Below are 24,780 nucleotides of genomic sequence, written 5' to 3'. Positions count from 1 at the left end.
CCTCACTTGCGCAAGGGGGTATAATTTTTTGAGATTTGATACCGACCGATAGGGCATCTCGCCCTGCCGCTTCCGCACAATCATCCCCACAGCAGACCCGACTTACCATCGTGGATAATCTCCTAAAGCAGTTCGCACAGTCATCGCAGCTCGCCGGCGGCAACGCCGCCTATATCGAGGATCTGTACGAGCAGTACCTCGTCGCCCCCGACAGTGTCGATCCCAAGTGGAAGAGCTATTTCGACGGCTTCAACGGCCACGATGCCGGTGACGTGCCGCACTCGGCGGCCATTGCTCACATCCTCGCCGCTTCCAAGCAAGCTGCCCATGCCGGGACCGGCGCAGGCCCCAGCGACGAGCGCGAGCGCAACGTCGGCCGCCTGATCACCGCCTATCGCGCGCGTGGCCACCTGGGTGCGCAGCTCGATCCGCTCGGCCTGACCCCGCCGGTCAACCCGCCCGATCTGGATCTGCCGTTCCATAGCCTGTCGCAGGCGGACCTGGACAGCGAATTCAGCACCGGCGGCGTCGGCGGCCAGCCGCGCATGAAGCTCAAGGATCTGCTGACCCGCCTCAAGGCGACCTACGCCAGCACCATCGGCGCAGAGTTCATGCACATCCAGGAATTCGACCAGCGCCAGTGGATCTACAAGCGTCTGGAAGATGCCGGCGGCAAGATTGCCGCCGATGCGGACAGCCGCAAGCGCACGCTGGAGCGGCTCACCGCCGCCGAAGGCCTGGAGCGCTATCTGCACACCAAGTACGTCGGCCAGAAGCGCTTCTCGCTGGAAGGCGGCGATGCGTTGATCCCGATGATGGACGAGATCATTCGCCAGTCCGGCAACGGTCAGGTCAAGGACATCGTGATCGGCATGGCCCACCGTGGCCGTCTCAACGTGCTGGTCAATACGCTGGGCAAGAATCCGCGCAAGCTGTTCGACGAATTCGAAGGCAAGTTCGAGCATGCCCATGACGACCGCGCCCACACCGGCGACGTCAAGTACCACATGGGCTTCTCGGCCGACATCGCGGTGGGCACCGACAAGCAGGTGCATCTGGCGCTGGCGTTCAATCCCTCGCATCTGGAAATCGTCGATCCGGTCGTGGTCGGCAGCGTGCGTTCGCGCCAGGAGCGCTTCGGCGATGCCGAGCGCAAGACCGTGCTGCCGATCCTGATCCACGGCGACGCCGCATTCGCCGGCCAGGGCGTGGTGATGGAGTTGTTCCAGATGTCGCAGGCGCGCGGCTTTGCCGTCGGCGGCACCGTGCACATCGTCATCAACAACCAGATCGGCTTCACCACCAGCACCCGCGACGACGCCCGCTCCACGCTGTACTGCACCGACGTGGCCAAGATGATCGGCGCGCCGGTCTTCCACGTGAATGGCGACGACCCGGACGCGGTGATGTTCGTGTCCAAGCTGGCGTACGAGTTCCGTCAGCAGTTCAAGAAGGACGTGGTCATCGACCTGGTCTGCTACCGCCGCTGGGGCCATAACGAAGCCGACGAGCCGGCCGCGACCCAGCCGGTGATGTACCAGGCCATCCGCAAGCACAAGACCACCCGCGAGCTCTACGCCGCCAAGCTGGAAAGCGACGGCGTGCTGAGCGCCGACGAGGCCAAGGCGCTGGTGGACGGCTATCGCAACAAGCTCGATTCGGGCGAATACACCACCGAATTGGCTACGCGCAAGCCGGACGAATTCGCCATCGACTGGTCCAAGTACCTGGTCGGCACCGCTGCCGATCCGGTCGACACCCGCGTCAAGCGCAGCGAATTGGACCGCCTGGCCAAGTTGATCACCACGATTCCCGAAGGCGTCGAGCTGCATGCGCGCGTCGGCAAGATCTACGACGACCGCGTCAAGATGGCTGCCGGACAGCAGGCCGGCGACTGGGGCTTTGCCGAGAACCTGGCCTACGCCACCTTGCTCGCCGAGGGCCACAAGCTGCGCCTGGTCGGCCAGGATGCCGGTCGCGGCACGTTCTTCCACCGTCATGCGATCCTGCACGACCAGAAGAACGACAGCTATTACCTGCCGTTGCGCCAGCTGGTGCAGAACCCCGAAGACGCCACCATCATCGACTCGCTGCTCAGCGAAGAAGCGGTGATGGGCTTCGAGTACGGCTACTCCACCACCGACCCGAATGCGTTGTGCATCTGGGAAGCGCAGTTCGGCGACTTCGCCAATGGCGCGCAGGTGGTGATCGACCAGTTCATCGCCGCCGGCGAAGCCAAGTGGGGCCGCATCGCGGGCCTGTCGCTGTTCCTGCCGCATGGCTACGAAGGCCAGGGCCCGGAACATAGCTCGGCGCGCCTGGAGCGCTTCCTGCAGCTGTGCGCGCTGGAGAACATGCTGGTCTGCGTGCCGACCACCCCGGCGCAGTGCTTCCACATGATCCGCCGCCAGATGCGCATGACCACCCGCAAGCCGCTGGTGGTGATGACGCCCAAGTCGCTGCTGCGCCACAAGCTGGCAGTGTCGAGCCTGGAAGAACTGGCCGATGGGCAGTTCCAGCACCTGATTCCCGACGCCAAGGCCGACCCGAAGAAGGTCAAGCGCGTGGTGCTGTGCTCGGGCAAGGTCTATTACGACCTGCTCGAAGACCAGACCAAGCGTGGCCAGGACGACGTCGCCATCCTGCGCGTGGAGCAGCTGTATCCGTTCCCGCGTGCGCAGCTGGCGGCCGAACTCAAGGCCTACGCCAACGCCACCGACGTGGTGTGGTGCCAGGAAGAGCCGCAGAACCAGGGTGCGTGGTACCAGATCCGCCATCACCTGCACTTCTGCCTGGCCAGCGGTCAGAGCCTGCATTACGCCGGCCGTGCCCGTTCGCCCTCGCCTGCCGCCGGCCACATGGCCGACCACATCGTCGAACAGCAGAAGCTGGTCGCCGATGCGCTCCTCAATCCGTTCAACGACCAAGTCGCTGAATAACTCCTCTTCCCCAAAGAACGCAAACCCTAGGACGCTCCCCGAATGGCCACCGAAGTCAAAGTTCCGGTACTGCCCGAATCCGTTTCCGACGCCACCATCGCCAGCTGGCACAAGAAGGCCGGTGAAGCGGTCAAGCGCGACGAGAATCTGGTCGACCTGGAAACCGACAAGGTCGTGTTGGAAGTTCCTTCGCCCGTCGATGGCGTGCTGAAGGAAATCAAGTTCGAAGCCGGTAGCACGGTCACCAGTAACCAGATCCTGGCGATCATCGAAGAAGGCGCCGTGGCTGCTGGTGCACCGGCCGACGAGAAGAAGGCCGATGCATCGGCGCCGGCTGCCGCCGCTCCAGCCGCTGCCCCGGCACCGGCTTCCGCCGCTGCGCCGAGCCCGTCGAAGTCGGCGGCCGATTCGCTGCCGCCGGGTGCGCGTTTCTCCGCGATCACCCAGGGCGTGGATCCGTCGCAGGTCGAAGGCACCGGCCGTCGTGGCGCGGTGACCAAGGAAGACATCGTCAACTTCGCCAAGAACGGCGGCGTCGGCAAGGCCAGTGGCGCGCGTCCGGAAGAGCGCGTGGCGATGACGCGCGTGCGCAAGACCATCGCCAAGCGTCTGATGGAGTCCAAGAACTCCACCGCGATGCTGACCACCTTCAACGAGGTCAACCTCGCCAAGGTGTCGGCCGCACGCAAGGAACTGCAGGACGAATTCCAGAAGGCCCACGGCATCAAGCTTGGCTTTATGAGCTTCTTCGTCAAGGCCGCTGCCAACGCGCTGCAGCGCTTCCCGCTGGTCAACGCCTCGATCGACGGCGACGACATCATCTATCACGGCTACAGCGATATCTCGATCGCGGTGTCGACCGAGAAGGGCCTGGTCACGCCGGTGCTGCGTAACGTCGAGCGGCAGTCCTTCGCCGACGTCGAGCAGGGCATTGCCGACTACGCCGCCAAGGCGCGCGCCGGCAAGCTGGGCCTGGACGATCTGCAGGGCGGCACGTTCACCATCACCAATGGCGGCACCTTCGGCTCGCTGCTGTCCACCCCGATCATCAACCCGCCGCAGAGCGCCATCCTGGGCATGCACGCGATCAAGGAACGTCCGATCGCCGAGAACGGCCAGGTCGTGATCGCGCCGATGATGTACCTGGCACTGTCCTACGACCACCGCATCATCGACGGCAAGGATTCGGTGCAGTTCCTGGTGGACATCAAGAACCAGCTGGAAAACCCGGGCCGGATGTTGTTCGGTCTGTAAGAGCCGGGAATCGGGAATGGAGATTCGGGAATGGGACAAGCACCCATCGACCGCTCCATTCCCGCCTGGACCTGGATGGGACGCGGCAGGCGCACGCATGCGCTCTTGCGATTCTCCATTCCCTATTCCCCATTCCCGTGAGCAAATGAAATGAGCGAACAATTCGACGTCGTCGTCATCGGTGCCGGCCCGGCCGGCTATCACGCGGCGATTCGCGCGGCCCAGCTGGGCATGAAGGTCGCCTGCATCGACGCCGCACTCGGCAAGGACGGCAAGCCCGCCCTGGGTGGTACCTGCCTGCGCGTGGGCTGCATTCCGTCCAAGGCGCTGCTGGATTCCTCGCGCCAGTTCTGGAACATGGGTCACCTGTTCGGCGACCACGGCATCAGCTTCAACGACGCCAAGATGGACGTGCCCACCATGATCGGCCGCAAGGACAAGATCGTGAAGCAGTTCACCGGCGGCATCGCGATGCTGTTCAAGGCCAACAAGATCACCCCGTACTACGGCTTCGGCCAGTTGCAGCCGGGCAATATCGTCAAGGTCACCCAGCACGAAGGCGGCGAGATCGAGCTCAAGGGCACCAACGTGATCCTGGCGGCCGGTTCGGAATCGATCGAACTGCCGTTTGCCAAGTTCGACGGCGACACCATCGTCGACAACGTCGGTGGCCTGGACTTCACCGCCGTGCCCAAGCGCATGGCAGTGATCGGCGCCGGCGTGATCGGCCTGGAACTGGGCAGCGTGTGGAAGCGTCTGGGCGCCGAGGTCACGATCCTCGAAGCGCTGCCGGACTTCCTGGCCCTGGCCGATGCCGAAGTGGCAAAGACCGCGCTGAAGGAATTCAAGAAGCAGGGCCTGGATATCAAGCTCGGCGCCAAGGTCAGCAAGACCGAAATCACCGGCAGCGGCGATGCCAAACAGGTGGTGGTCAGCTACACCGACGCCGCTGGCGAACAGACCCTGACCGTGGACAAGCTGCTGGTGGCCGTGGGCCGCAAGGCCGCGACCAAGAACCTGCTGGCGGACGGCACCGGCGTCAAGGTCACCGACCGTGGCCAGATCGAGGTCGATGGCCATTGCCATACCGGCGTCGACGGCGTGTGGGCCATTGGCGACTGCGTGCGCGGCCCGATGCTGGCACACAAGGGCTTCGAGGAAGGCATCGCGGTGGCTGAGCTGATCGCCGGCCTGCCGGGCCATGTCAACTTCGACACCATTCCGTGGGTCATCTACACCGAGCCGGAGATTGCCTGGGTCGGCAAGACCGAGCAGCAGTTGAAGGCCGAGGGCATTGCCTACAAGTCCGGCAGCTTCCCGTTCGCGGCGATCGGCCGTGCGGTGGCCATGGGCGAGCCGGCCGGCTTCGTCAAGGTGATCGCCGATGCCGAAACCGACCGCGTGCTGGGCATGCACCTGGTGGGCGTGGGCGTGTCCGAGCTGGTGCACGAAGGCGTGCTGACGATGGAATTCAACGGCTCGGCCGATGACCTGGCACGTATCTGCCACGCGCATCCGACCCTGTCCGAAGCGATCCACGACGCCGCGATGGCGGTGAGCAAGCGCGCGATTCATAAGGCCAATTGAGCCGGGAATCGGGAGTGGGGAATCGGGAATCGTAGAAGCGTTCCCATCACTTCACTCCTCATGCTGACGCCGGACCTAGGTCCGGCGTCATGCGTTCTGGCTTCTGTATTTGCTTTGACCCATTCCCTATTCCCAACTCCCGACTCCCGTTCCCATGAAAAGCATCTGCGTCTACTGCGGTTCCAATGCCGGCAACAAGCCCGTTTATGCCGAGCGCGCCACTGCGCTGGGTCAGCGCATCGCGGACCAGGGCCTGCGGCTGGTCTATGGCGGCGGCAATGTCGGGTTGATGGGCACGGTGGCCAATGCGGTGCTGGCCGCAGGCGGCGAAGTCACCGGGGTGATTCCGCAACAGCTGGCCGATTGGGAAGTGGCGCATCGCGGGCTGACCACGCTGGAAATCGTCGGCTCCATGCATGAGCGCAAGATGCGCATGTTCGAGTTGTCCGACGCCTTCGTCGCCCTGCCCGGCGGCTTCGGTACCATGGAAGAGATCTTCGAGATGCTGACCTGGCGTCAGCTCGGCATCGGCAACAAGCCTTGCGCGTTCCTGGATATCGACGGCTTCTACGCGCCACTGATCGGCATGATCGATCGCATGGTCGAAGAACGCTTCCTGCATCCGGACCAGCGCGCCGACCTGTGGTACGGCGCCGATAGCGGGCAGATGCTGGAGTGGATGCAGCACTACACGCCGGCGCAGGCATCCAAGTGGATCGACGAGAAGCGCCGCTCCACCCTGGTGTGATGCGCTGAAGGTGCGGCGCCTTGCTGGGCGCATGCACCGGCACTGCGTGCGTGTGCGTGCAGTGCACGACGTGAGCTCGACCTGCGGCAAGCCGCGTGCCCGCGTCCCGCTTCAAGACCAGCGCCCAACTGCGATGCTAGCTCCCTCAGTGCATGTCCCGGCGCGGCCCCATGCCTGAGGCGATGCCCGGAACGACCGACGCCTGGACAAGCAGCGCCCAGCGACCGCGCGGCACGCCCTAGTTCGCTGCTGGCGCTGGCGCCATCGCGCAACAGCAGCATCGCGGCACCGCCCGGAGCGGCATCCGAGATCGGGCCGATCTGCCAGCTTGCAACGGCAGTCACGCTGGCCGCCGCAATCGTCATCACCGCCTCGCATAGAATGGCGACGATGCTCGATACCCTCGCCGCTGACGCGCACCACAGCCTGGACATCAAGCACAGTCGCTTTCTGGCCCACGCTGCTGCACTGGACGCTCCCGCGCATGCGCTGGAGATCGTGCAGCGCGTATCCGTGCCGGAGGCTACCCACAACTGCTGGGCCTACCGGTTCGGGCAGGATTACCGCTCCAGCGACGACGGCGAGCCCAGCGGCACCGCCGGCCGGCCGATCCTGGCCGCAATCGATGGACAAGGGTACGACCGCGTTGTGGTGGTCGTGACGCGCTGGTACGGCGGCATCAAACTTGGCGCCGGCGGCCTTGTGCGCGCTTACGGCGGTGCTGCAGCCGAATGCCTGCGGTTGGCGACGCGGCGGCCGTTGATCGCGCTGTCGCTGCTCGACCTGCAATGCCAGTTCGACGATCTGGGTCTGGTGCATGCAGCATTGAGCGCCTTCCATGCCGACAAGCTGGATGAACACTTCGACGCCGACGGCGCGGCACTGCGCGTGCAATTGCCAGCCGATCAACTTACCAGCTTGAAAACCCGCCTCTGCGACGCCACTCGCAACCGTGTCCACTTCATATCACCGGAAGCCGCATGAACCAGCCAGCCGTCGCCAGGCCCAGCCCACTGCGCAAGCTCGGCAGCCTGCGTACCTTGTGGCCGTTCGTGCAACGTCAGCGCGGCTTGTTCGCCGCCTGGCTGGTGGCGCTGGCGGTGTCCGCTACCGCCACGCTGAGCCTGCCGGCAGCGGTCAAGCGCATGATCGACCACGGTTTCTCCGGCGGCTCGCAGATCAACCAGGCGTTCTCGCTGCTGTTCGCGGTGGCGGTGGTGCTGGCATTGGCGACCGCCGCGCGCTTCTATTTCGTCGCATTGCTGGGCGAAAAGGTGGTCGCCGACCTGCGTGGTCGCCTGTATGCGCATCTGATCGGGCTGGACGCCGGCTTCCATGATCGCAGCCGCAGCGGCGAGCTGGTGTCGCGGTTGTCGGCCGACAGCGAGCTGCTGCGCGGGCTGATCGGCACCACCATGTCGGTGGCGTTGCGCAGTTCGGTCACGGTGATCGGCAGCATGGTGATGCTGTTCGTCACCAGCCCGCGGCTGGCCGGTTTTACCCTGATCGGCATTCCGCTGGCGGTGCTGCCGATCGTACTGGGGGCGCGTCGCCTGCAGAAGATTTCGCGTGCCAGCCAGGATCGCGTGGCCGATGCCAATACCTTGGCCGCCGAGACGCTGGGCGCGGTGCGCACCGTGCAGGCGCATGCGCGCGAGCGCTACGAGAGCCAGCGTTTCAGCCAGGCGCTGCTGGCGGCGATCGACACCGCACGGCTGCGCATCCGCACCCAGGCCACCGTCACCGCGGTGGCGATCATGCTGATCTTCGGCGCCATCGTCGGCGTGCTGTGGCTGGGCGCGCAAGATGTGATCAGCGGGCGCATGACGCCGGGCACGTTGGGCCAGTTCGTGTTGTACGCGCTGATCGGTGGCGGCTCGGTCGGTGCCCTGGCCGAGGTGTGGAACGAATTGCAGCGCGCCGCCGGCGGCATGGGCCGGGTCGGCGAATTGCTCGACGAGCAATCGGCCATCGTTGCGCCGGCCACACCGCACTCCTTGCCGCAGCCACTGCGCGGTGCGATCCATTTCGACCAGGTGGTGTTCCATTATCCGCAGCGCCCCGACGCGCCGGCGCTGGATGGGTTCGACCTGCACGTCAGCCCCGGCGAGACGGTCGCGTTGGTCGGCCCGTCGGGCGCAGGCAAGAGCACGGTGCTGTCGATGCTGCTGCGTTTTCACGACCCGGTCAGCGGCAAGGTGCGCATCGACACGGTGGATCTCCGCGACACCGACCCGGTGCTGCTGCGCGAACGCATTGCGTTGGTGCCGCAGCACCCCACGTTGTTTGCCGCAAGCGCCGCCGACAACATCCGTTACGGGCGTCTGGAGGCCAGCGACGCCGAGGTGGAAGCCGCGGCCGCCTCCGCCGAAGCCGATTCCTTCATCCGCGCCCTGCCCCAGGGCTACGCCAGCGAACTCGGCGAACGCGGCACGCGCCTGTCCGGCGGCCAGCAACAGCGCGTGGCGATCGCGCGCGCACTGCTCAAGGACGCGCCGATCCTGTTGCTGGACGAGGCCACCAGCGCGCTCGACGCACAGAGCGAGCGCGCGGTGCAGCAGGCGCTGGACCGGCTGATGGAAGGCCGCACCACGCTGGTCATCGCCCATCGTCTGGCCACCGTGCTCAAGGCCGACCGCATCGTGGTGATGGATGCCGGGCGCATCGTCGCGCAAGGGACGCACGCACAACTGATCGCCGAAGGCGGCCTGTATGCCGAACTGGCGCGCCTGCAGTTCATCGATCAATGACGCCGGGGTGACAGCCGTTCCCGGTGGACAGGGCGATGGCCCCGCTTGTCGACCAGGGTGCGATGCTGCGATTCCACGCGATCCGACGTAACGATGTGACTTATGCCGCGCCCCAGAACCACCATTCGCCAACTCGGCTATTTCGTTGCGCTGGCCGACACCGGCAGCTTCACCCGCGCCGCCGAGCAGATGGGCGTGTCGCAACCGTCGTTGTCGCAACAGATTCGCGCGCTGGAGACCATCATCGGCGCGCCACTGTTCGAGCGTGGCGTACCCGCCATCCTGACGCCGCTGGGGCGCGACCTGCTCGATCGGGCACGCAGCATCCTGCTGGACGTGGCCGATCTGGAAGAGGTGCGCGCGACATCGGCCGACACCTTGATCGGCACCATCCGGCTCGGCGTGTCGCCCACGCTGGGTGCGTACCTGATGCCGAGTCTGGTGGCGCGCCTGCACCGCGATCATCCGGCGCTGCGCGTGCATGTGCGCGAAGGCTTGCCGACCGTACTCGCCAGCGGCCTGACCAACGGCGTGCACGACCTGATCCTGGCCCAGTTGCCGGTGGCCGGACGCGGCTTGCATAGCGAGCGGCTGTTCCGCGAACCATTGCACGTGACCATGGCCGCCGATCACCCGCTGCGCGCCAAAACCTGCATCACCCCCGCCGATCTGCGCGGAACCAATCTGCTGACCTTGATGCCGGAGTACCGCCTGGCCGAGCAGGTCGCCGCCATCGCCATGGATGTCGGCGCCAATGTGCTGCGCGATTACGAAGGAACCAGTCTGGATGCGATCCGGCAGATGGCCGGCATGGGCATGGGGTTGGCACTATTGCCGGACCTGTACGTGCGCCAGGAAATCCGCGAAGGCGACGATGTGGTGGTGCGCCCGATCAAGGGCGGCCGCTATTACCGCGAAATCGGGCTGCTGTGGCGGCAAGGCGCAGGGCGTGCGCCAGCGTTCGGCTTGATCGCAAATTTGCTGCGCGCAGCAGCCGCATAGGAAAATCCTATACAACGGATAAGCCCTCCGGCCTTGTCCTATCGCGGCAACTCGTCAATGCTTCACTGAACCCATCAATGGAAGTTCAATGGCGTCAAAGCGGATCGGATGGCGGGAAGCGGTGGGCTGGCTGGCGGAAATCGTCGGGCCGGACATGCCGTATGTGCGTCTTGCCCTGGTGTACGGCGTGGCGATCAGCCTGCTGTCGCTGGCCACGCCCATCTCGGTGCAGCTGCTGATCAACAGCGTCGCCAACACCGCGCTGCCCACGCCGCTGTGGACGTTATCGGGCCTGCTGCTGGGGCTGCTGCTGCTGGTTGCGTGCCTGAGCGCGATGCGGGTGTGGATGATGGCGCTGTTCGAGCGCCGCCTGTTTGCGCGCGTGGTGGCCGAGATCACGGTGCGCGCGGTGCATGCGCAGAACCCCTTCTTCGCCGACCAGAACCGCGGCGATGTGTTCAACCGCTACTTCGATCTGGTGGTGGTGCAAAAAGCGGTGCCCAGCCTGGCGATCGGCGCGTTCACCATCGTGCTGCAGTCGGCGGTCGGCCTGGTCGTCACCAGCTTCTACCACCCGTTTTTCCTCGGGTTCAACGCATTGCTGCTGCTGATCATCTTCGCAATCTGGATGATCTGGTCGCGCGGTTCGATCCGCACTGCGGTCGACCTCAGCCACGCCAAGCACAATGCCGCGCACTGGCTGGAAAGCGTCGGCGGTTCCAACGGTTTCTACAAATCCAGCCGTCATCTCAATTTTGCGATGGATCGCTCCGAGGCGGTCACTGCGGACTACGTCGACCGACACCGGCGGCATTTCCGCTACAGCTTCACCCAGACGGTCGCGTTCCTGCTGCTGTACGCAGTTGCCAGCGCGGCGCTGTTGGCGCTGGGCGGCAGCCTGATCCTGCGCGGCGAGCTGTCGATTGGCCAATTGGTGGCGGCCGAGCTGATCCTCAGCGCAGTGTTCTATGGCATCGCACAGCTCGGCGCGTACCTGGACACCTTCTACGACCTGGTCGCCAGCGCCGAGGAATTGTCGCTGCTGTACGCCATTCCGCAGGAACGTGCCGTCGTGGCGGCCGGCAAGATCCCCGGCAACAGCGCGGTGCGGCTGGATGGCGTGGTGATCGAGGGGGCGCGTTTCGATTTCACCCTGGACGCCGGCGAGCACCTGGTGACGCTGGCCGATGGCGGCGCCGAGCGGCTGCTGGCGATGGTGCTCAAGCGCCATGTGGTGCCGGATCGCGGCCTGGTGATGGTGGGCGGCGCGGACCTGGCCACCTTCGACATGTACCTGCTGCGCTCGGAAGTCACCGTGCTCGATCGACCGACGATCGTCGAGGTCACCATCCGCGAGTATCTGGCGATGGCCTCGGCCGACGTGAGCTCCGAAGCGATGCTGGAAGCCATCGACACCGTGGGGCTGCGCGCACGCATCGCCGCATTGCCGCAGGGTCTGGACACGCGTCTTGCCGCATCCGGCTTCCCGCTATGGATCGGCGAAGTGATGGCGCTGAAGTTGGCCAACGCCTTGCTGGTGCGCCCACGCGTGCTGATGTTGTCGCAGCTCTACGACCTGCTCCCCGCAGAACGCCTGACCCGCGTGCTGGGGCGCCTGAAGGAGGCCGGCACCACCGTGCTGCTGTGCACCGGCAGGCCGGAAGACATCGAACTGGATGGCTGGTTCCGCCTGGAGCCCGAGCGCCAGCAGCGCTACGCCACGCGCGCCGAACTGATCGCATCCACCCAGGAGGCCACCAATGCAGCACGCCCCTGATCGGATCGCGCACTTCCCCACGCTGGCCTCGATGCGGCCACCGAGCATCGCCAAGGTGCTGGCGTGGATGCTGTTGATCGGCGTCGCCATCGCAGGCGCGATCCTGGCGTTCGCACCGTGGGTGCAGACCGCCAGCGGCAAGGGCCAGGTGGTTTCGCTCGATCCGGGCGATCGCCAGCAGCAGGTCACCGCCTTCGTGCCTGGCCGTGTCGAACGTTGGTATGTGCACGACGGCCAGCACGTCTCCAAGGGCGACCCGATCGCGCGCGTCGGCGACCTGGACCCGGATCTGCTCACCCGGCTTGCCAGCGAGCGCGCGCAGGTCGCGGCGGAAATCGCCGCCATCCAGCAATCGCGCGCAGTCGCCAGCATCGACGTCGAGCGCAGCCGGCAATTGCTTGCCGAAGGACTGGCCGGCCGTCGCGATTACGAGCTGACCCAGATCAAGGTGGCCGAAGCCGACGCCAAGCTGGCGGAGTCGCGCGCCAAACTGACCCGCATCGACATCCAGTTGAACCGCCAGTCCGCGCAGCTGGTGCGCGCGCCGCGCGATGGCCGCGTGCAGCAGCTCAACGCCGCCAGCGGCAGCGCCATGGTCTCGCCGGGCACGGTGCTGGCGGTGATCGCGCCCGAGCGCGTGGAGCGTGCGGTGGAGCTGTATATCGATGGCCGCGATGTGCCGTTGATTCGTCCCGGCCGCCCGGTACGCCTGGAGTTCGAAGGTTGGCCGGCGATCCAGTTCAGCGGCTGGCCGTCGGTGGCGCACGGCATGTTCGATGGCCGCGTGCGCGCGATCGACCCCAATGCCGCCCCGGATGGGCTGTTTCGCATCCTGGTCGAGCCGCAACCGGGCAAACCGGCGTGGCCGGCGCAGGAATTCGCCCGCCAGGGTGGCAAGGTGCGCGGCTGGGTGCTGGGCGAGACGGTGCGGGTGGGCTACGAACTGTGGCGGCAGCTCAACAACTTCCCGTTGGAATTCGGCCGGCGCCCCTCTGCCACCACGCAGGACGCTGGCAAGGCCAAGCCTGCCGCCGACAAGTCCGAAGACGACACGACGGGCAAGAAATGATGCGGCATCTGCTTGTCCTGCTGATCGCACTCTGCCCCGGTGCGGCCTTCGCACAGGCCGCGCCGCTCAGCCTGGATGAGGTGCTGCACTCTTCGGCCCGCTCTGCGCCGCAGATCGTCGAAGCGCTGGCGAAGGTTCGCCAGGCCGAAGGCAAAGGGATATCGGCCGACGGCGCGTTCGACACCGTGTTCGACATCGAAGGCCGCTCGCGCGAGGCCGGCTACTACGACGGCAGCACCATCGAAAGCGGCGTCAAGCGACCGTTCGAGAACAACGGCGGCTATTACTACGGCGGCTACCGCTCCTCGCGCGGTGCGTTCCCGGTCTACGAAGACAAGTCGTATACCGATCGCGGCGGCGAAGTGAAGGTTGGCGCGTTGTACGCGCTGTTGCGCGACCGCGTGGTGGACGAACGCCGTACCCGGCGCAGCGTCGCCAGCGCCGACATCAACGTGGCGCAGTACGAAGCGGAGATGGTGGCGATCGGCGTGCAGCGGCGCGCCGTGGACGCCTACCAGAGCTGGGTGGCGGCCGGCCTGAAACTGCGTGCGTACAACGACCTGCTGGCGTTGGCAGAGCGACGCCGCAACGCGATTTCGCGGCAGGTGACGCTGGGTGCGCGGCCGACCATCCTGCTGACCGAAAACGACCAGAACCTGGTGCGCCGACGCGCGCTGGTGGTGCGCTCGGAGCAGGACTTCGCCAACGCGGCCAATGCCTTGTCGCTGTATCTGCGCGACGATGCCGGCATGCCGCTGATCGTCTCGGCCGAGCGCCTGCCTGCCGATACCTCCGCGCTGGAGGGTCTGGCCGGTGCCAGCAAGATCACCGCGCCGGTCGAGCGCCCCGATTACCGCGCCGTGCTGACCCGCATCGACCAGGCCACCGCGCGACTGATGCTGGCGCAGAACGATCTCAAACCGCGCCTGGACGTGAGTTTCGAGGTCAGCAAGGATCTGGGCGCCGCCGGCGTCGGCGGCCCGAACCGCTCGCCGACCGACGCCATCATCGGCTTCCGCTTCAGCGTGCCGCTGGAAAACCGCTCCGCCAAAGGCCGCGTTGCCGAAGCGCGTGCCGAAATCGAAGCGCTGGACCAGCGCAGCCGTTACCTGCGCGACCAGATTACGGTGGAAGTGGAATCGATCGTCATCTCGCTCAACGCCGCCGAGCGGCTGGCCAAGATTGCCGATGAAGAACGCGGCCTCGCCGACCGCCTGGCCGCCGCCGAACGGCGCCGCTTCGAGCTGGGCTCGGGCGATTTCTTCCTGGTCAACCAGCGCGAGGAAACCGCCAACGACGCGCGCGTGCGCTTGATCGATGCGCAGGCACGGATTGCATCGGCACGCGCAGAGTTGGCAGCGGCCACCGCGGACCGGGATGCGTTGCAGTTGAGTCGTTGACGCGTTGATGTCTGCGCTGGTCACGCGTGTGCGCATTGCGCCTGCGCCTCAGCCAATTGCGGCGCCAGCAGTGCCTGGGCGGTCGCGCTGCATCCTCCGCCCCGGAACGGGTTCGGCTTGAACGAAGGATCAGGTGCGCATGCCCCTGGCACCACGAATGCGGCGTCTGAAAATCACAAGCGCCGCCAACGCGAGATAGGCCAACGCGGCACCCACGACGAAACCACCCTGGCCAAAGAACCAGAATCGAGCCGAACCACCCGTGGCAATTTCTACAAGGGCCGGAAGCGCAGCCCACAGAAAGAGAAAAGCAATAAGCGCAGCGACTGCTCCAAGGAACCAGAGCGCAACTCGATAGATCCGACGCCGCCCGCCCTGCGGTTTCGTTGCGCGCATAGCGTCCTTCCCTTGGCCTTTGCATGGCACGACAAATGCCCGAACAAGCATGCCACACCCGACGACGCCTGGCCTGCCCGGGAACATCGAGACGCGAAGCCACCGGTAAGGAGCGCAGCACCCGCCTTCCGCAATCACTTTCCCCGCTCAGGACGATCCAGCACGCGTCCGATCCCGCTCGAATCAATCTCGTTCGCCGCTTCTGCCAATGACTGAAAATCGCTGCCCTCTTCGAACCCGATACGAAAATGCAATTCGCCCAGCGGCGTGCGCGAGGAATGGATCGAGGACAGATTCACTCCATGCTGTTCGAACACATGCAGCAACGCGCGCAGCGAACCGGGCTGGTCTTCCGGCAGATACACGCTCAAGGTCAGCGGTTCGGTGAGATCGGCCAGCAGGTAGCCCACCCGTTCGTAGGTGTAGTTGCCGGCGGCAAGCGAATCGCCTTGCAGCGCCTGCGCGTTGTCGTCGAGAAACCTGCTGCGGAACTGCGCACGCGCCGCATCGTCGCCTTGTGCCACCAGCGCGCGCAGTTCCTGCAGCTGCAGCAACAGCCGATCGAGCATTTCGCCGACGTACGGGTTACCGAACTGGATGTCCTCGTAGATCGCGGGATTGAGCGAGAGGATTCGCGCGATCACCGCCGTATCCAGCTCGAACGAGGCCGAGCGATACGGCATCAGCGCGCGCAGTTCGCCGAGCAACGGCGCGTAGTCGCGCAAGGTGCCGGCCTGCGCCAGATGGATGGCGTGCACCATCGCCTGCACCAACGCCATCACGCGGTCGTGGTGCTCGGGCGTGGCGTACACGCATTCGGCCTGCAACGTGGTGCACAGCGTTGTGACCCAGGTGGACCACTGCTGCAGGCGTGCCTCGCAGACCACCATCACCCGCCCTTTCAGCGTCGGCGACTTGGGCGGTGCGGTCATCGGATGCAGGCCGACCACCTCGGCCGGCGAGGCCAGCATCGCCGCGACCGGCGCCTGCTTGATCGAGGTGACGTCCATCCACAACTGCGATGCGGCGCGTGGGCCTGCGAGTTCGACGTAGCGCTGGATCAATGCGGCGGTGTGGCGAATCGGCGCGGCGAAGATCAGCACATCGGCGCGCTGCGCCAGCGTCGCCTCGTCCATGCCGCCGTCATCGGCAGGATCAAACCCGATCACCTCGAGTTGCATGCGTGTGCGCAGAAACTGCGCCAGCCAGCGTCCATAGGCGCCGGCAATGCCGACGATGCCGACGACCGGCTGCGCACTCATGCCAGGCGCTCGACGGCAAAGCGCGGTGCAGCAGCGAGTGCGGCCGGTGCGGCGGCCAGCACGTCGAACTCCTCATAGCCTGCAGCCAACGTAGCCTCAAGCGCGCTGTGCACGCCGCTGAGCGCATGCCCCACCGCCTGCTCGAATGGCATATCGCGCAGCAGGAAACCGATCAACAACGCCATCAGCACATCGCCGGTGCCGGCCACGTCGACCGGCAGATGCGGGCTGGCCCAGCGATACACCGCATCGTTGCTGATCGCCAAGGTCACCAGTTCGCCTGTCGCGCCGGCAACGCTGTGCGCGAGCACCCATTGCGGGCCGCGGGCGAGCAGGACGCGCGCCGCAGCGATGGCATCGCTCTGTTCCAGGCTGGGCATACCGGTCAAGCGTCCCAGCTCGAACGCATTGGGCGTGACCAGCCAGGCATGCGGTAGCAGCCGTTCGGCGAAGACGCGCTCCAGCCCCGGCTCGACGTAGGGGCCGGTATGCGTATCGCCGATCACCGGATCCAGGCAGTAGCGCAGCTGCGGCGCCTGCGGCAGGGTCTGTTCGAGCCAATCGGCAAACGCCTCGCCATTGGCCAGACTGCCGAAGTAGCCGGACACCAGCATGCGGGCACGCTGCGGCAGGCCGCGTTCGGTGGCCCCCAGCAACAGATCGGCCAACCAGTCGGCGGGCAGGATACGGCCACGCAAGGTGGCGTAGAACGGCGCATTGCTCAGCAGCGTGGTGGGCACTTCCGCCACGCGCAGCCCAAGCGCACGCAGCGGCGGCACCGCCGCGCTGTTGCCGGCGTGGCCGTACACCAACTGCGACTGCACCGAGATCACATCGATCGGCGACGGACCATCCGGGCGCTGACGGCGACCGTGGACCAGATGACTGTCGGGGGCATTATTCATCGCAGCATTTTACGCCAGCGCCACGGCGCGCCCACCGTGGATCGATGCGACCGTCGTTCGCTCGCCGCTGCGCGTACCGCCGCCAGATCGGTCTGTGCGCTGGCAGCAGTCGATATCGCCCTTACATCTGCGGGCTCCCGCCGCACGAACGCAAATGCCGGCCACCGAGGCCGGCATTCGTATGGAGAACCTCGCTCAGCCGTGCAACTCTCCGGGCATTCGGAAGCGGGCGTCCGCTCCCGCGAATCCCGAATCGCCACGATGGCGCATCATCCCGGCAGGCCGGGCCACGCCGCCCTTGCGATTCCCCAATCCCGACTCCCGATTCCCGGCCTCAGGACGTCATCCGATCCCAGAACCCCTTGACGCCATCGATGAAGGTGGCCGACTTGGGCGAATGCTTGCGTGCATCCTCGCCGGTGAAGGTGGCTTCGAACTGCTGCAACAACTCGCGCTGATCGGCAGTGAGGTTGACCGGGGTTTCGACCACGACGCGGCAATACAGATCGCCTTCGCTGCGGCTACGCACCGAACGCACACCCTTGCCGCGCAAACGGAACAACTTGCCGGTCTGGGTTTCGGCAGGAATGCGGATTTCCGCTTCGCCACCCAGGGTCGCCACGCGCACGATATCGCCGAGCGCGGCCTGCGAAATGCGGATCGGCACCTCGCAATGCAGGTCGTCGCCGTCGCGCTGGAAGATCGCATGTTCGCGCACGCGCACTTCCACATACAGGTCGCCCGGCGGCGTGCCAGCGGGACCGGCCTCGCCCTCGCCTGCCAGGCGGATACGGTCGCCGGTATCCACACCGGCAGGCACCTTGATCGACAGCACCTTGTCTTCTTCGACGCGACCGGCGCCGTGGCAGACCTTGCACGGATTCTGGATCAGCGTGCCGCGCCCATCGCAATGCGGGCAGCTCTGCTGCATGGCGAAAATACCGCGCTGGATGCGGACCTGGCCGCGCCCATGACAGGTGCCGCACACTTCCACCTTGCCGTCTTCGGACCCGCTGCCGTGGCAGGGCTTGCATTCGATCAGGGTCGGGATCTCGATGCGGCGCTCGATGCCGGCGACGGCTTCTTCCAGATCCAGTTCCAGTACATAACCGACGTCGGCGCCACGTCGCGCAGCGCGCGGACCGGCGGCGCCACCGCCGAAAATATTGCCGAAGATATCGCCAAAGATATCTCCCATGTCCGGGCCACCCGGCCCACCGCCACCACCGCCCATGCCGTGCTCGAATGCCGCATGGCCATGCGCATCGTAGGCGCGGCGCTTGTTGCCGTCCGACAACACTTCATAGGCTTCCTTGCACTCCTTGAACATCGCCTCGGCAGCAGCGTCGCCTGGATTGCGGTCCGGGTGGTGCTTCATCGCACAGCGCCGATACGCCTTCTTCAGCTCTTCGTCGCTGGCGCCACGGGCCACACCCAGCACTTCGTAGTAATCGCGTTTGCTCATAAGCGGGAATTCGGGATTCGTGATTTGAGATTCGTTGAAACGCAAAAGCGGACAGCGCGTGCTGGTCCGCCTTGGCGACGCGACGCGTAAAGGATATCGGGATGGAGATTGGCACGTTCACCGGCTGCCAATCCCCACTCCCGACTCCCAAATCACGGCTTACTTCTTGTCGTCCTTGACCTCGGTGAACTCGGCGTCCACCACGTCGTCGGCGGCCTTGGAAGCCTGCGCATTGCCGCTGGCCGCATCGGCGTTGCCGCCCTGCTCTGCCGCGGCGGCCGCGGCGTACAGCGACTGGCCGGCTTCTTCCAGCGTCTTGCTGCGCGCTTCGATCTGCGCCTTGTCGTCGCTCTTCATGGCGGTCTCAAGATCCGACAGCGCCGCTTCCACCTTGCCGATCACATCGCCACCAACCTTGCTGCCATGCTCGGTGATCGCGGTGCGGGTGGCGTGGATCAGGCCATCGGCCTGGTTGCGGGTCTGCACCAGCTCCTGGAACTTCTTGTCTTCCTCGCGGTTGGCTTCCGCGTCGGCGACCATGCGCTGGATCTCTTCGTCCGACAGGCCCGAGCCGGCCTTGATCTCGACCTTCTGTTCCTTGTTGGTCTTCTTGTCCTTGGCCGACACGTGCAGGATGCCGTTGGCGTCGATGTCGAAGGACACCTCCACCTGCGGCATGCCGCGCGGCGCCGGCTCGATGCCGGACAGGTCGAACTTGGCCAGCGACTTGTTGAAGCGGGCCTGCTCGCGCTCACCCTGCAATACGTGCACGGTCACGGCCGACTGGTTGTCTTCGGCGGTGGAGAAGGTCTGCGAGGCCTTGGTCGGGATGGTGGTGTTCTTTTCGATGATCTTGGTGAACACGCCGCCCATGGTCTCGATACCCAGCGACAGCGGGGTCACGTCCAGCAGCAGCACGTCCTTGACGTCGCCGGCCAGCACGCCGCCCTGGATCGCCGCGCCCACCGCCACGGCTTCGTCCGGGTTGACGTCCTTGCGCGGTTCCTTGCCGAAGAAGTCGGCAACCGCCTGCTGCACCTTCGGCATGCGGGTCTGACCGCCGACCAGGATCACCTCGGTGATGTCGCTGGCGCGCAGGCCGGCGTCATTCAACGCGGTGCGGCACGGCTCGATCGACTTCTTGACCAGGTCTTCCACCAGCGCTTCGAGCTTGGCACGGGTCAACTTGATGTTGAGGTGCTTCGGGCCCGAGGCATCGGCGGTGACGTACGGCAGGTTCACTTCGGTCTGCTGGCTGGTCGACAGCTCGATCTTGGCGCGCTCTGCGGCGTCTTTGAGGCGCTGCAGCGCCAACGGATCCTTACGCAGATCGATGCCCTGATCCTTGTTGAACTCGTCGACCAGGTACTCGATGACGCGGTTATCGAAGTCTTCGCCGCCCAGGAAGGTGTCGCCGTTGGTGGCCAGCACTTCGAACTGCTTCTCGCCGTCGACTTCGGCAATTTCGATGATCGACACGTCGAAGGTGCCGCCGCCCAGGTCGTACACGGCGATCTTGCGGTCGCCGCCGTTCTTGTCCAGGCCATAGGCCAGGGCTGCGGCAGTCGGCTCGTTGATGATGCGCTTGACGTCCAGACCGGCGATGCGGCCGGCATCCTTGGTGGCCTGACGCTGGCTGTCGTTGAAGTAGGCCGGCACCGTAATCACGGCCTCGGTGACCTTCTCGCCCAGGAAGTCCTCGGCGGTCTTCTTCATCTTTTCCAGCACGCGCGCGGAGATTTCCTGCGGCGCCATGCGCTTGGCATCGCTGGTCTGCACCCAGGCATCGCCGTTGTCGTGGGCGAGGATGCCGTACGGCACGTGCGAGATGTCCTTCTGCACTTCGGCGTCGGTGAACTTGCGGCCGATCAGGCGCTTCACCGCGTAGAAGGTGTTCTTCGGGTTGGTCACCGCCTGGCGCTTGGCCGAGGCACCGACCAGCACTTCGCCGTCCTTGGTGTAGGCGACGATCGACGGCGTGGTGCGATCGCCCTCGGAATTTTCGATGACGCGGGCCTTGCCGCCGTCCATGATCGACACGCACGAGTTCGTGGTGCCGAGGTCAATACCAATGATCTTGCCCATGGATACGCTCCTGATGATTCTGTAGCTGTGTCCGGCGACGCCGGGTCTGGCTGAGATGTGGGGGTGGCGCGCAGCTGTTCAAGCCATCTGTGCGCATCTGTGTTCTAACGGCGCGCCCGGCAGTTCAGCCGGGCGCTGGCAATCAGTCGTGCTTGGCCACGACCACCAGGGCCGGGCGCAGCAGCCGCTCATTGAGCAGATAGCCTTTCTGGAACACCTGCACCACGTGGCCCGGAGCGATGCCCTCGGCCTCGCCCTGGCTGATCGCCTGGTGCTGGTCCGGGTTGAACGGCTGGCCGACCGGGTCGAGCAGGGTCAGGCCGTTGTCGGCAGCGACCTTGAGCAGTTGCTTGTAGGTCATGTCCAGGCCATCGCGCAGCGGGCTTGGCTCGGTGCCGGCCGCGGTCAGGCCGGCGTCCAGGCTGTCGAACACCGGCAGCAGCTCGCCCAGCAGCTTCTCGTTGGCGAACTTGCGCGCGTTCTCGACGTCGCGGGCGATGCGCTTGCGCTGGTTTTCCAGATCGGCACGCTCGCGCAGGGCATCGGCCTTGACCAGCGCGATCTCGCTGCGCAGCGCCTCGATCTCGGCCTTGAGCGGATCGGTCTCGGGTGGGTTCTGGGACAGGTCTTCGGAGTCGAATTCGGGGTGGTCTTGGTTCATATGCAGTTCCCGGGCAAGCGGAACGCCCGCCCCAACGTCACCCCGTATGTGGGCGCGCGCGCGCGTTTCAAGCAAAACGATCGTATCGATCGCTACCGCTTATCGCGTGCCGGGCGGTTCCATGGCCGCGCCCAGCACCTGGGCGGCGGTCTGCACCAGCGGAATCACCCGGTCGTAGGCCATGCGTTTGGGCCCGATCACCCCCAGCACGCCCAGCACCTGGCCGTTGGCGGTGTATGGCGCGGTGACTAGCGAGACGTCGTCCAGCGACACCATGCCGGTCTCTTCGCCGATAAAGATGCGCACGCCCGGCGCCTGGATGGTGCGCTCGAGCAGCTGCAGGATCTCGCGCTTGCTGGCGAAGGCCTCGAACAGCTCGCGCAGCCGGTCCAGGTCCGACAGGTCCTGTACGCCCATCAGGCGGGTCTGCCCGGCCATCACCATGTCCTCGGCATCGGCCGGCACCAGCGCCTCGCTGGCCAGGTCCACGCTGTGCGCCAGCAACTGCTCCATCTCGTTCTTGGCCAGACGCAGTTCGCGCAGCAGACTGGCGCGGATATCCGACAGCGCGCGCCCGGCGAATTGCGCATTGAGGTAATTGGCCACCCGCTCCAGCTCGGCCGGCTCATAGGCCCGGCGCGGTTCGATCACCCGGTTCTGCACCTCGTTGTCGGCAAACACCAGGATCGCCAGCACCCGGCGCGCATCCAGCGATACGAAATCGATATGCCGGAACGCGAACTGCTCGCGCCGCGGCGCGCTGACCACGCCGACGAAATGGCTCATCGCCGACAGCATCTGCGAGGCGCTGCCCAGCAACGACTGGGTGCCGTTGCCGCTGGCCAGCTCGGCGCGCAGGCGCCGCACCTCTTCCTCGCCAGGGGGCTGCATCTGCACCAGGCTGTCGACGAATACCCGGTACCCATGCGCGGTGGGCACCCGCCCGGCCGAGGTATGCGGAGAGCTGAGCAGCCCCACGTCCTCCAGGTCGGCCAGGATATTGCGGATGGTGGCCGGGCTGACGTCCAGCCCGGCATGCTGGGCCAGCGTCTTGGAGCCCACCGGCTCGCCATCGCGGATGTAGCGGGCAATCAGCGTCCGCAGCAATTGGCGTGCGCGGGGGTCGAGCGTTGGGGACTGTGACGCGCGCATGGGATCATCCGGTGAGACTGGGCATAGATAATGTCTGGCCCTGCGGTTGGCAAGCGTCTTATTCCCTGCCCGCCCCTCTCACCCTAAGCTTCCCCAAAGCGTTCACACTCGATCCCATGCTCAGACACCTCTCCATCAAGGATTTCGCCGTCGTCCGCGCCACCGAACTGGAATTCGGCCCGGGCATGACCGTGGTGTCCGGCGAAACCGGCGCCGGCAAGTCGTTGATGGTGGACGCGCTGGGCTTTCTGTCCGGGCTGCGCGCCGACAGCGGCGTGGTGCGCCACGGTGCCGACCGCGCCGAACTCTCGGCCGAATTTCAGCTCCCGGCCCAGCACCCGGGCCTGACCTGGCTGTCGGACAACGAACTCGACGACGAGGCCCAATGCCAGCTGCGCCGGATCATCCGCGCCGACGGCGGCTCGCGCGCCTGGATCAACGGCCGCCCGGTCACCTCCTCGCAACTGGCGGAACTGGCATCAAAGCTGGTGGAGATCCACGGCCAGCACGAACACCAGGCCTTGATGGCCCGCCACAGCCAGCTCACCCTGCTCGACGCCTACGCCCGCAACGGCACCCAGCGCGAACAGGTGCGCCAGGCCAGCCAGCGTTGGCAGGCCTTGCTGGACGAGCGCGATGCGCTGTCCGCGCAGGGCGATGTCTCCGATCGCATCGGCTTTCTGGAACACCAGCTCGGCGAACTGGAACGCGAAGACCTGGACCCGGCCGCGATCGCCGCGCTGGACGTCAATCACCGCCGCCAGGCGCATGCCACCGCGTTGATCGGCGCCTGCGACAGCGTGGCCTTGCAGCTCAATGGCGACGAGGGTGCCTCGGCGCTGGGCCTGCTGCAGGACAGCCGCCACGACCTGGCGCGCGTGGCCGAGCACGAGCCGCGCCTGGGCGAGGTGGATGCGCTGCTGGACAGCGCCGTCATCCAGATCGAAGAGGCGCTGGCCCTGCTCGACCGCGTGCGCGACGACCTGGAGGCCGACCCGGCCCAGTTCGAGGCGATAGAGCGCCGGCTCGGCCGCCTGCACGACCTGGCCCGCAAGCACCGTGTCGCCCCGGACGAGCTGGCCGCCCAGCGCGACCGCATGAGCCTGGAAGTGGAAAGCCTGCGCGGCGCCGACGCGCGCCTGCAGCAGCTGGACAAGCACATCGAGGCGGCAATCGACGTCTGGCGCACTGCAGCCAACGCCCTCAGCGCCAGCCGCACGACCGCTGCCGAGGCGTTGTCGGCTGCCACCACCACGCTGATCGGCGAGCTGGGCATGGGCGGCGGGCAGTTCCTGATCCAGCTGCAGCCGCAGGAGACCCTGCGCCCGGACCCCAACGGCGCCGAACGGGTGGAATTCCTGGTCGCCGCCAATGCCGGGCAGCCGCCGCGCGCGTTGCGCAAGGTCGCCTCCGGCGGTGAACTCTCGCGCATCTCGCTGGCGATCGAGGTCGCCGCACTCGGCCTGGACAGCGTGCCGACCATGGTCTTCGACGAAGTGGATTCGGGCATCGGCGGCGCGGTGGCCGATATCGTCGGACAGAAGCTGCGTGCCCTGGGCGAAGAGCGCCAGGTGTTGTGCGTGACCCACTTGCCGCAGGTGGCCGCCAAGGGCCACGCGCACTACCGGGTCAGCAAGGCACCGGTGGACGGCATGACCCAGAGCGCAGTCGAACTGCTCGGCCCGCAAGCCCGCCAGGAAGAACTGGCGCGCATGCTGGGCGGGGTGGAAGTGAGCAAGGAGGCCCGCGCGGCCGCACGCAAGCTGTTGCAGAGCGCCTGAGCTGCCGGGCGCAGTGCCGGCCGCCATCGGGAGTGCCGAGACAGCCGATGGCGGCAAACGCACAAGGCGGCCGAAGCCGCCCTGTCGTTGTCGCTACAAGCGCTCGCGGTCAGCGCGGACGCTTCTTGCGCACGTACAGCACCAGCGAGTGTTCCTCCAGCTCATAACCGTGCTTGGCAGCGATCTGACGCTGCAGCGCCTCGATCTCTTCGCTTTCGAACTCGATCACGTGGCCGGTGTCCACATCCACCATGTGGTCGTGGTGGCCGCCGCGATCCAGCTCGTACACCGCCTGACCGCCTTCGAAATTGTGTTTCAGCACCAGGCCGGCAGCCTCGAACTGGGTCAGCACCCGATAGACCGTTGCCAGGCCGATTTCGTCGCCGTGGTCGAGCAACTGGCGATAGATGTCTTCTGCGCTGAGGTGGTGCTGGTTGCTCTTCTGTTCGAGCAGTTCCAGGATCCGCATCCGCGGATGGGTCACCTTGAGCCCGACTTTGCGCAGGTCGTGGGTTTCCATATGTTCTCCGTTCATTGGCGATTTAGC

18 protein-coding genes are annotated in these 24,780 nt (G+C 66.0%); 11 read left to right on the top strand and 7 right to left on the bottom strand.

All coding sequences use genetic code 11. The features are described 5' to 3' along the window. Window positions 1–35: 35 nt before the first annotated feature. The 10 genes from GGR62_RS01235 to GGR62_RS01190 all read left to right on the top strand — a co-directional run bounded on the left by GGR62_RS01235 (window position 36) and on the right by GGR62_RS01190 (window position 14,526). Entirely contained in the window at window positions 36–2,939 is a 2,904-nt protein-coding gene (locus tag GGR62_RS01235) for a 2-oxoglutarate dehydrogenase E1 component (protein WP_184406118.1), read from the top strand. Between the two features lie 42 nt (window positions 2,940–2,981). Then, entirely contained in the window at window positions 2,982–4,193 is a 1,212-nt protein-coding gene (gene sucB, locus GGR62_RS01230) for a dihydrolipoyllysine-residue succinyltransferase (RefSeq protein WP_184406116.1), read from the top strand. Between the two features lie 150 nt (window positions 4,194–4,343). Then, the gene (gene lpdA / locus GGR62_RS01225; RefSeq protein ID WP_184406114.1) at window positions 4,344–5,780 is read left to right on the top strand and encodes a dihydrolipoyl dehydrogenase; all 1,437 of its coding nucleotides are present in this window, start codon (window positions 4,344–4,346) and stop codon (window positions 5,778–5,780) included. Between the two features lie 154 nt (window positions 5,781–5,934). Further along, on the top strand, window positions 5,935–6,528 hold the full coding sequence (locus tag GGR62_RS01220; RefSeq protein ID WP_184406112.1) for a TIGR00730 family Rossman fold protein: 594 nt from the start codon (window positions 5,935–5,937) through the stop codon (window positions 6,526–6,528). A 381-nt stretch (window positions 6,529–6,909) separates the two neighbouring features. Then, complete coding sequence (locus GGR62_RS01215) at window positions 6,910–7,512, top strand: YigZ family protein (RefSeq protein ID WP_184406110.1); 603 nt, start codon at window positions 6,910–6,912, stop codon at window positions 7,510–7,512. Beyond that, window positions 7,509–9,278: an ABC transporter transmembrane domain-containing protein gene (locus GGR62_RS01210; protein ID WP_184406108.1), complete on the top strand. Its 1,770-nt coding sequence runs from the start codon at window positions 7,509–7,511 to the stop codon at window positions 9,276–9,278. Before GGR62_RS01215 ends, GGR62_RS01210 begins: the two co-directional genes overlap by 4 nt. A 102-nt stretch (window positions 9,279–9,380) precedes the next feature. Beyond that, entirely contained in the window at window positions 9,381–10,280 is a 900-nt protein-coding gene (locus GGR62_RS01205; protein ID WP_184406106.1) for a hydrogen peroxide-inducible genes activator, read from the top strand. 88 nt (window positions 10,281–10,368) lie between these two features. After that, entirely contained in the window at window positions 10,369–12,057 is a 1,689-nt protein-coding gene (locus tag GGR62_RS01200; RefSeq protein WP_184406104.1) for an ABC transporter ATP-binding protein, read from the top strand. Continuing rightward, window positions 12,041–13,126 (top strand): HlyD family efflux transporter periplasmic adaptor subunit, encoded by a 1,086-nt coding sequence (locus GGR62_RS01195; protein WP_184406103.1) that lies wholly within the window; start codon window positions 12,041–12,043, stop codon window positions 13,124–13,126. The genes GGR62_RS01200 and GGR62_RS01195 overlap by 17 nt, the downstream gene beginning before the upstream one ends. Then, a complete protein-coding gene (locus tag GGR62_RS01190) occupies window positions 13,123–14,526 on the top strand; it encodes a TolC family protein (protein ID WP_184406101.1) in 1,404 nt (467 codons plus the stop codon). Before GGR62_RS01195 ends, GGR62_RS01190 begins: the two co-directional genes overlap by 4 nt. A 530-nt stretch (window positions 14,527–15,056) precedes the next feature. On the opposite strand, the gene GGR62_RS01185 is transcribed toward GGR62_RS01190, so the two are convergent. The 6 genes from GGR62_RS01185 to hrcA form a co-directional block, all read right to left on the bottom strand. Further along, window positions 15,057–16,184 carry a prephenate dehydrogenase gene (locus GGR62_RS01185; RefSeq protein WP_184406099.1) on the bottom strand — a complete coding sequence of 376 codons (1,128 nt, stop codon included), beginning with the start codon at window positions 16,182–16,184 and terminating at the stop codon, window positions 15,057–15,059. Then, a complete protein-coding gene (pdxY, locus tag GGR62_RS01180; RefSeq protein WP_184406097.1) occupies window positions 16,181–17,089 on the bottom strand; it encodes a pyridoxal kinase in 909 nt (302 codons plus the stop codon). The genes GGR62_RS01185 and pdxY overlap by 4 nt, the downstream gene beginning before the upstream one ends. A gap of 334 nt (window positions 17,090–17,423) precedes the next feature. Continuing rightward, window positions 17,424–18,554: a molecular chaperone DnaJ gene (dnaJ, locus tag GGR62_RS01175; RefSeq protein ID WP_184406095.1), complete on the bottom strand. Its 1,131-nt coding sequence runs from the start codon at window positions 18,552–18,554 to the stop codon at window positions 17,424–17,426. A 159-nt stretch (window positions 18,555–18,713) separates the two neighbouring features. Beyond that, complete coding sequence (gene dnaK, locus GGR62_RS01170; RefSeq protein ID WP_184406093.1) at window positions 18,714–20,639, bottom strand: molecular chaperone DnaK; 1,926 nt, start codon at window positions 20,637–20,639, stop codon at window positions 18,714–18,716. 142 nt (window positions 20,640–20,781) lie between these two features. Then, entirely contained in the window at window positions 20,782–21,300 is a 519-nt protein-coding gene (grpE, locus tag GGR62_RS01165; RefSeq protein WP_184406092.1) for a nucleotide exchange factor GrpE, read from the bottom strand. A 99-nt stretch (window positions 21,301–21,399) separates the two neighbouring features. Beyond that, a complete protein-coding gene (hrcA, locus tag GGR62_RS01160) occupies window positions 21,400–22,452 on the bottom strand; it encodes a heat-inducible transcriptional repressor HrcA (RefSeq protein WP_184406090.1) in 1,053 nt (350 codons plus the stop codon). A gap of 116 nt (window positions 22,453–22,568) precedes the next feature. On the opposite strand from hrcA, the gene recN reads away from it, so the two are divergent. Continuing rightward, on the top strand, window positions 22,569–24,233 hold the full coding sequence (gene recN, locus GGR62_RS01155; RefSeq protein ID WP_184406088.1) for a DNA repair protein RecN: 1,665 nt from the start codon (window positions 22,569–22,571) through the stop codon (window positions 24,231–24,233). Window positions 24,234–24,342: 109 nt separating this feature from the next. Here the strand turns inward: recN and fur are convergent, their stop codons facing one another. Next, on the bottom strand, window positions 24,343–24,753 hold the full coding sequence (gene fur, locus GGR62_RS01150; RefSeq protein ID WP_005988392.1) for a ferric iron uptake transcriptional regulator: 411 nt from the start codon (window positions 24,751–24,753) through the stop codon (window positions 24,343–24,345). Between the last annotated feature and the right edge of the window lie 27 nt (window positions 24,754–24,780).

The sequence above is a fragment of the Xanthomonas sp. 3075 genome (genome assembly GCF_014197275.1).
Classification (GTDB): Bacteria; Pseudomonadota; Gammaproteobacteria; order Xanthomonadales; family Xanthomonadaceae; genus Xanthomonas; species Xanthomonas campestris_B.
This window is presented reverse-complemented; position numbering and strand designations above follow the sequence as displayed.

Coding starts and splice junctions, on each gene's coding strand:
- GGR62_RS01215 (WP_184406110.1), top strand. CDS start 6,910: ATGGCGACGATGCTCGATACCCTCGCCGCTGACGCGCACCACAGCCTG.
- GGR62_RS01195 (WP_184406103.1), top strand. CDS start 12,041: ATGCAGCACGCCCCTGATCGGATCGCGCACTTCCCCACGCTGGCCTCG.
- hrcA (WP_184406090.1), bottom strand. CDS start 22,452: ATGCGCGCGTCACAGTCCCCAACGCTCGACCCCCGCGCACGCCAATTG.
- GGR62_RS01200 (WP_184406104.1), top strand. CDS start 10,369: ATGGCGTCAAAGCGGATCGGATGGCGGGAAGCGGTGGGCTGGCTGGCG.
- GGR62_RS01185 (WP_184406099.1), bottom strand. CDS start 16,184: ATGAGTGCGCAGCCGGTCGTCGGCATCGTCGGCATTGCCGGCGCCTAT.
- dnaK (WP_184406093.1), bottom strand. CDS start 20,639: ATGGGCAAGATCATTGGTATTGACCTCGGCACCACGAACTCGTGCGTG.
- sucB (WP_184406116.1), top strand. CDS start 2,982: ATGGCCACCGAAGTCAAAGTTCCGGTACTGCCCGAATCCGTTTCCGAC.
- GGR62_RS01205 (WP_184406106.1), top strand. CDS start 9,381: ATGCCGCGCCCCAGAACCACCATTCGCCAACTCGGCTATTTCGTTGCG.
- recN (WP_184406088.1), top strand. CDS start 22,569: ATGCTCAGACACCTCTCCATCAAGGATTTCGCCGTCGTCCGCGCCACC.
- fur (WP_005988392.1), bottom strand. CDS start 24,753: ATGGAAACCCACGACCTGCGCAAAGTCGGGCTCAAGGTGACCCATCCG.
- pdxY (WP_184406097.1), bottom strand. CDS start 17,089: ATGAATAATGCCCCCGACAGTCATCTGGTCCACGGTCGCCGTCAGCGC.
- GGR62_RS01210 (WP_184406108.1), top strand. CDS start 7,509: ATGAACCAGCCAGCCGTCGCCAGGCCCAGCCCACTGCGCAAGCTCGGC.
- dnaJ (WP_184406095.1), bottom strand. CDS start 18,554: ATGAGCAAACGCGATTACTACGAAGTGCTGGGTGTGGCCCGTGGCGCC.
- grpE (WP_184406092.1), bottom strand. CDS start 21,300: ATGAACCAAGACCACCCCGAATTCGACTCCGAAGACCTGTCCCAGAAC.
- GGR62_RS01220 (WP_184406112.1), top strand. CDS start 5,935: ATGAAAAGCATCTGCGTCTACTGCGGTTCCAATGCCGGCAACAAGCCC.
- lpdA (WP_184406114.1), top strand. CDS start 4,344: ATGAGCGAACAATTCGACGTCGTCGTCATCGGTGCCGGCCCGGCCGGC.
- GGR62_RS01190 (WP_184406101.1), top strand. CDS start 13,123: ATGATGCGGCATCTGCTTGTCCTGCTGATCGCACTCTGCCCCGGTGCG.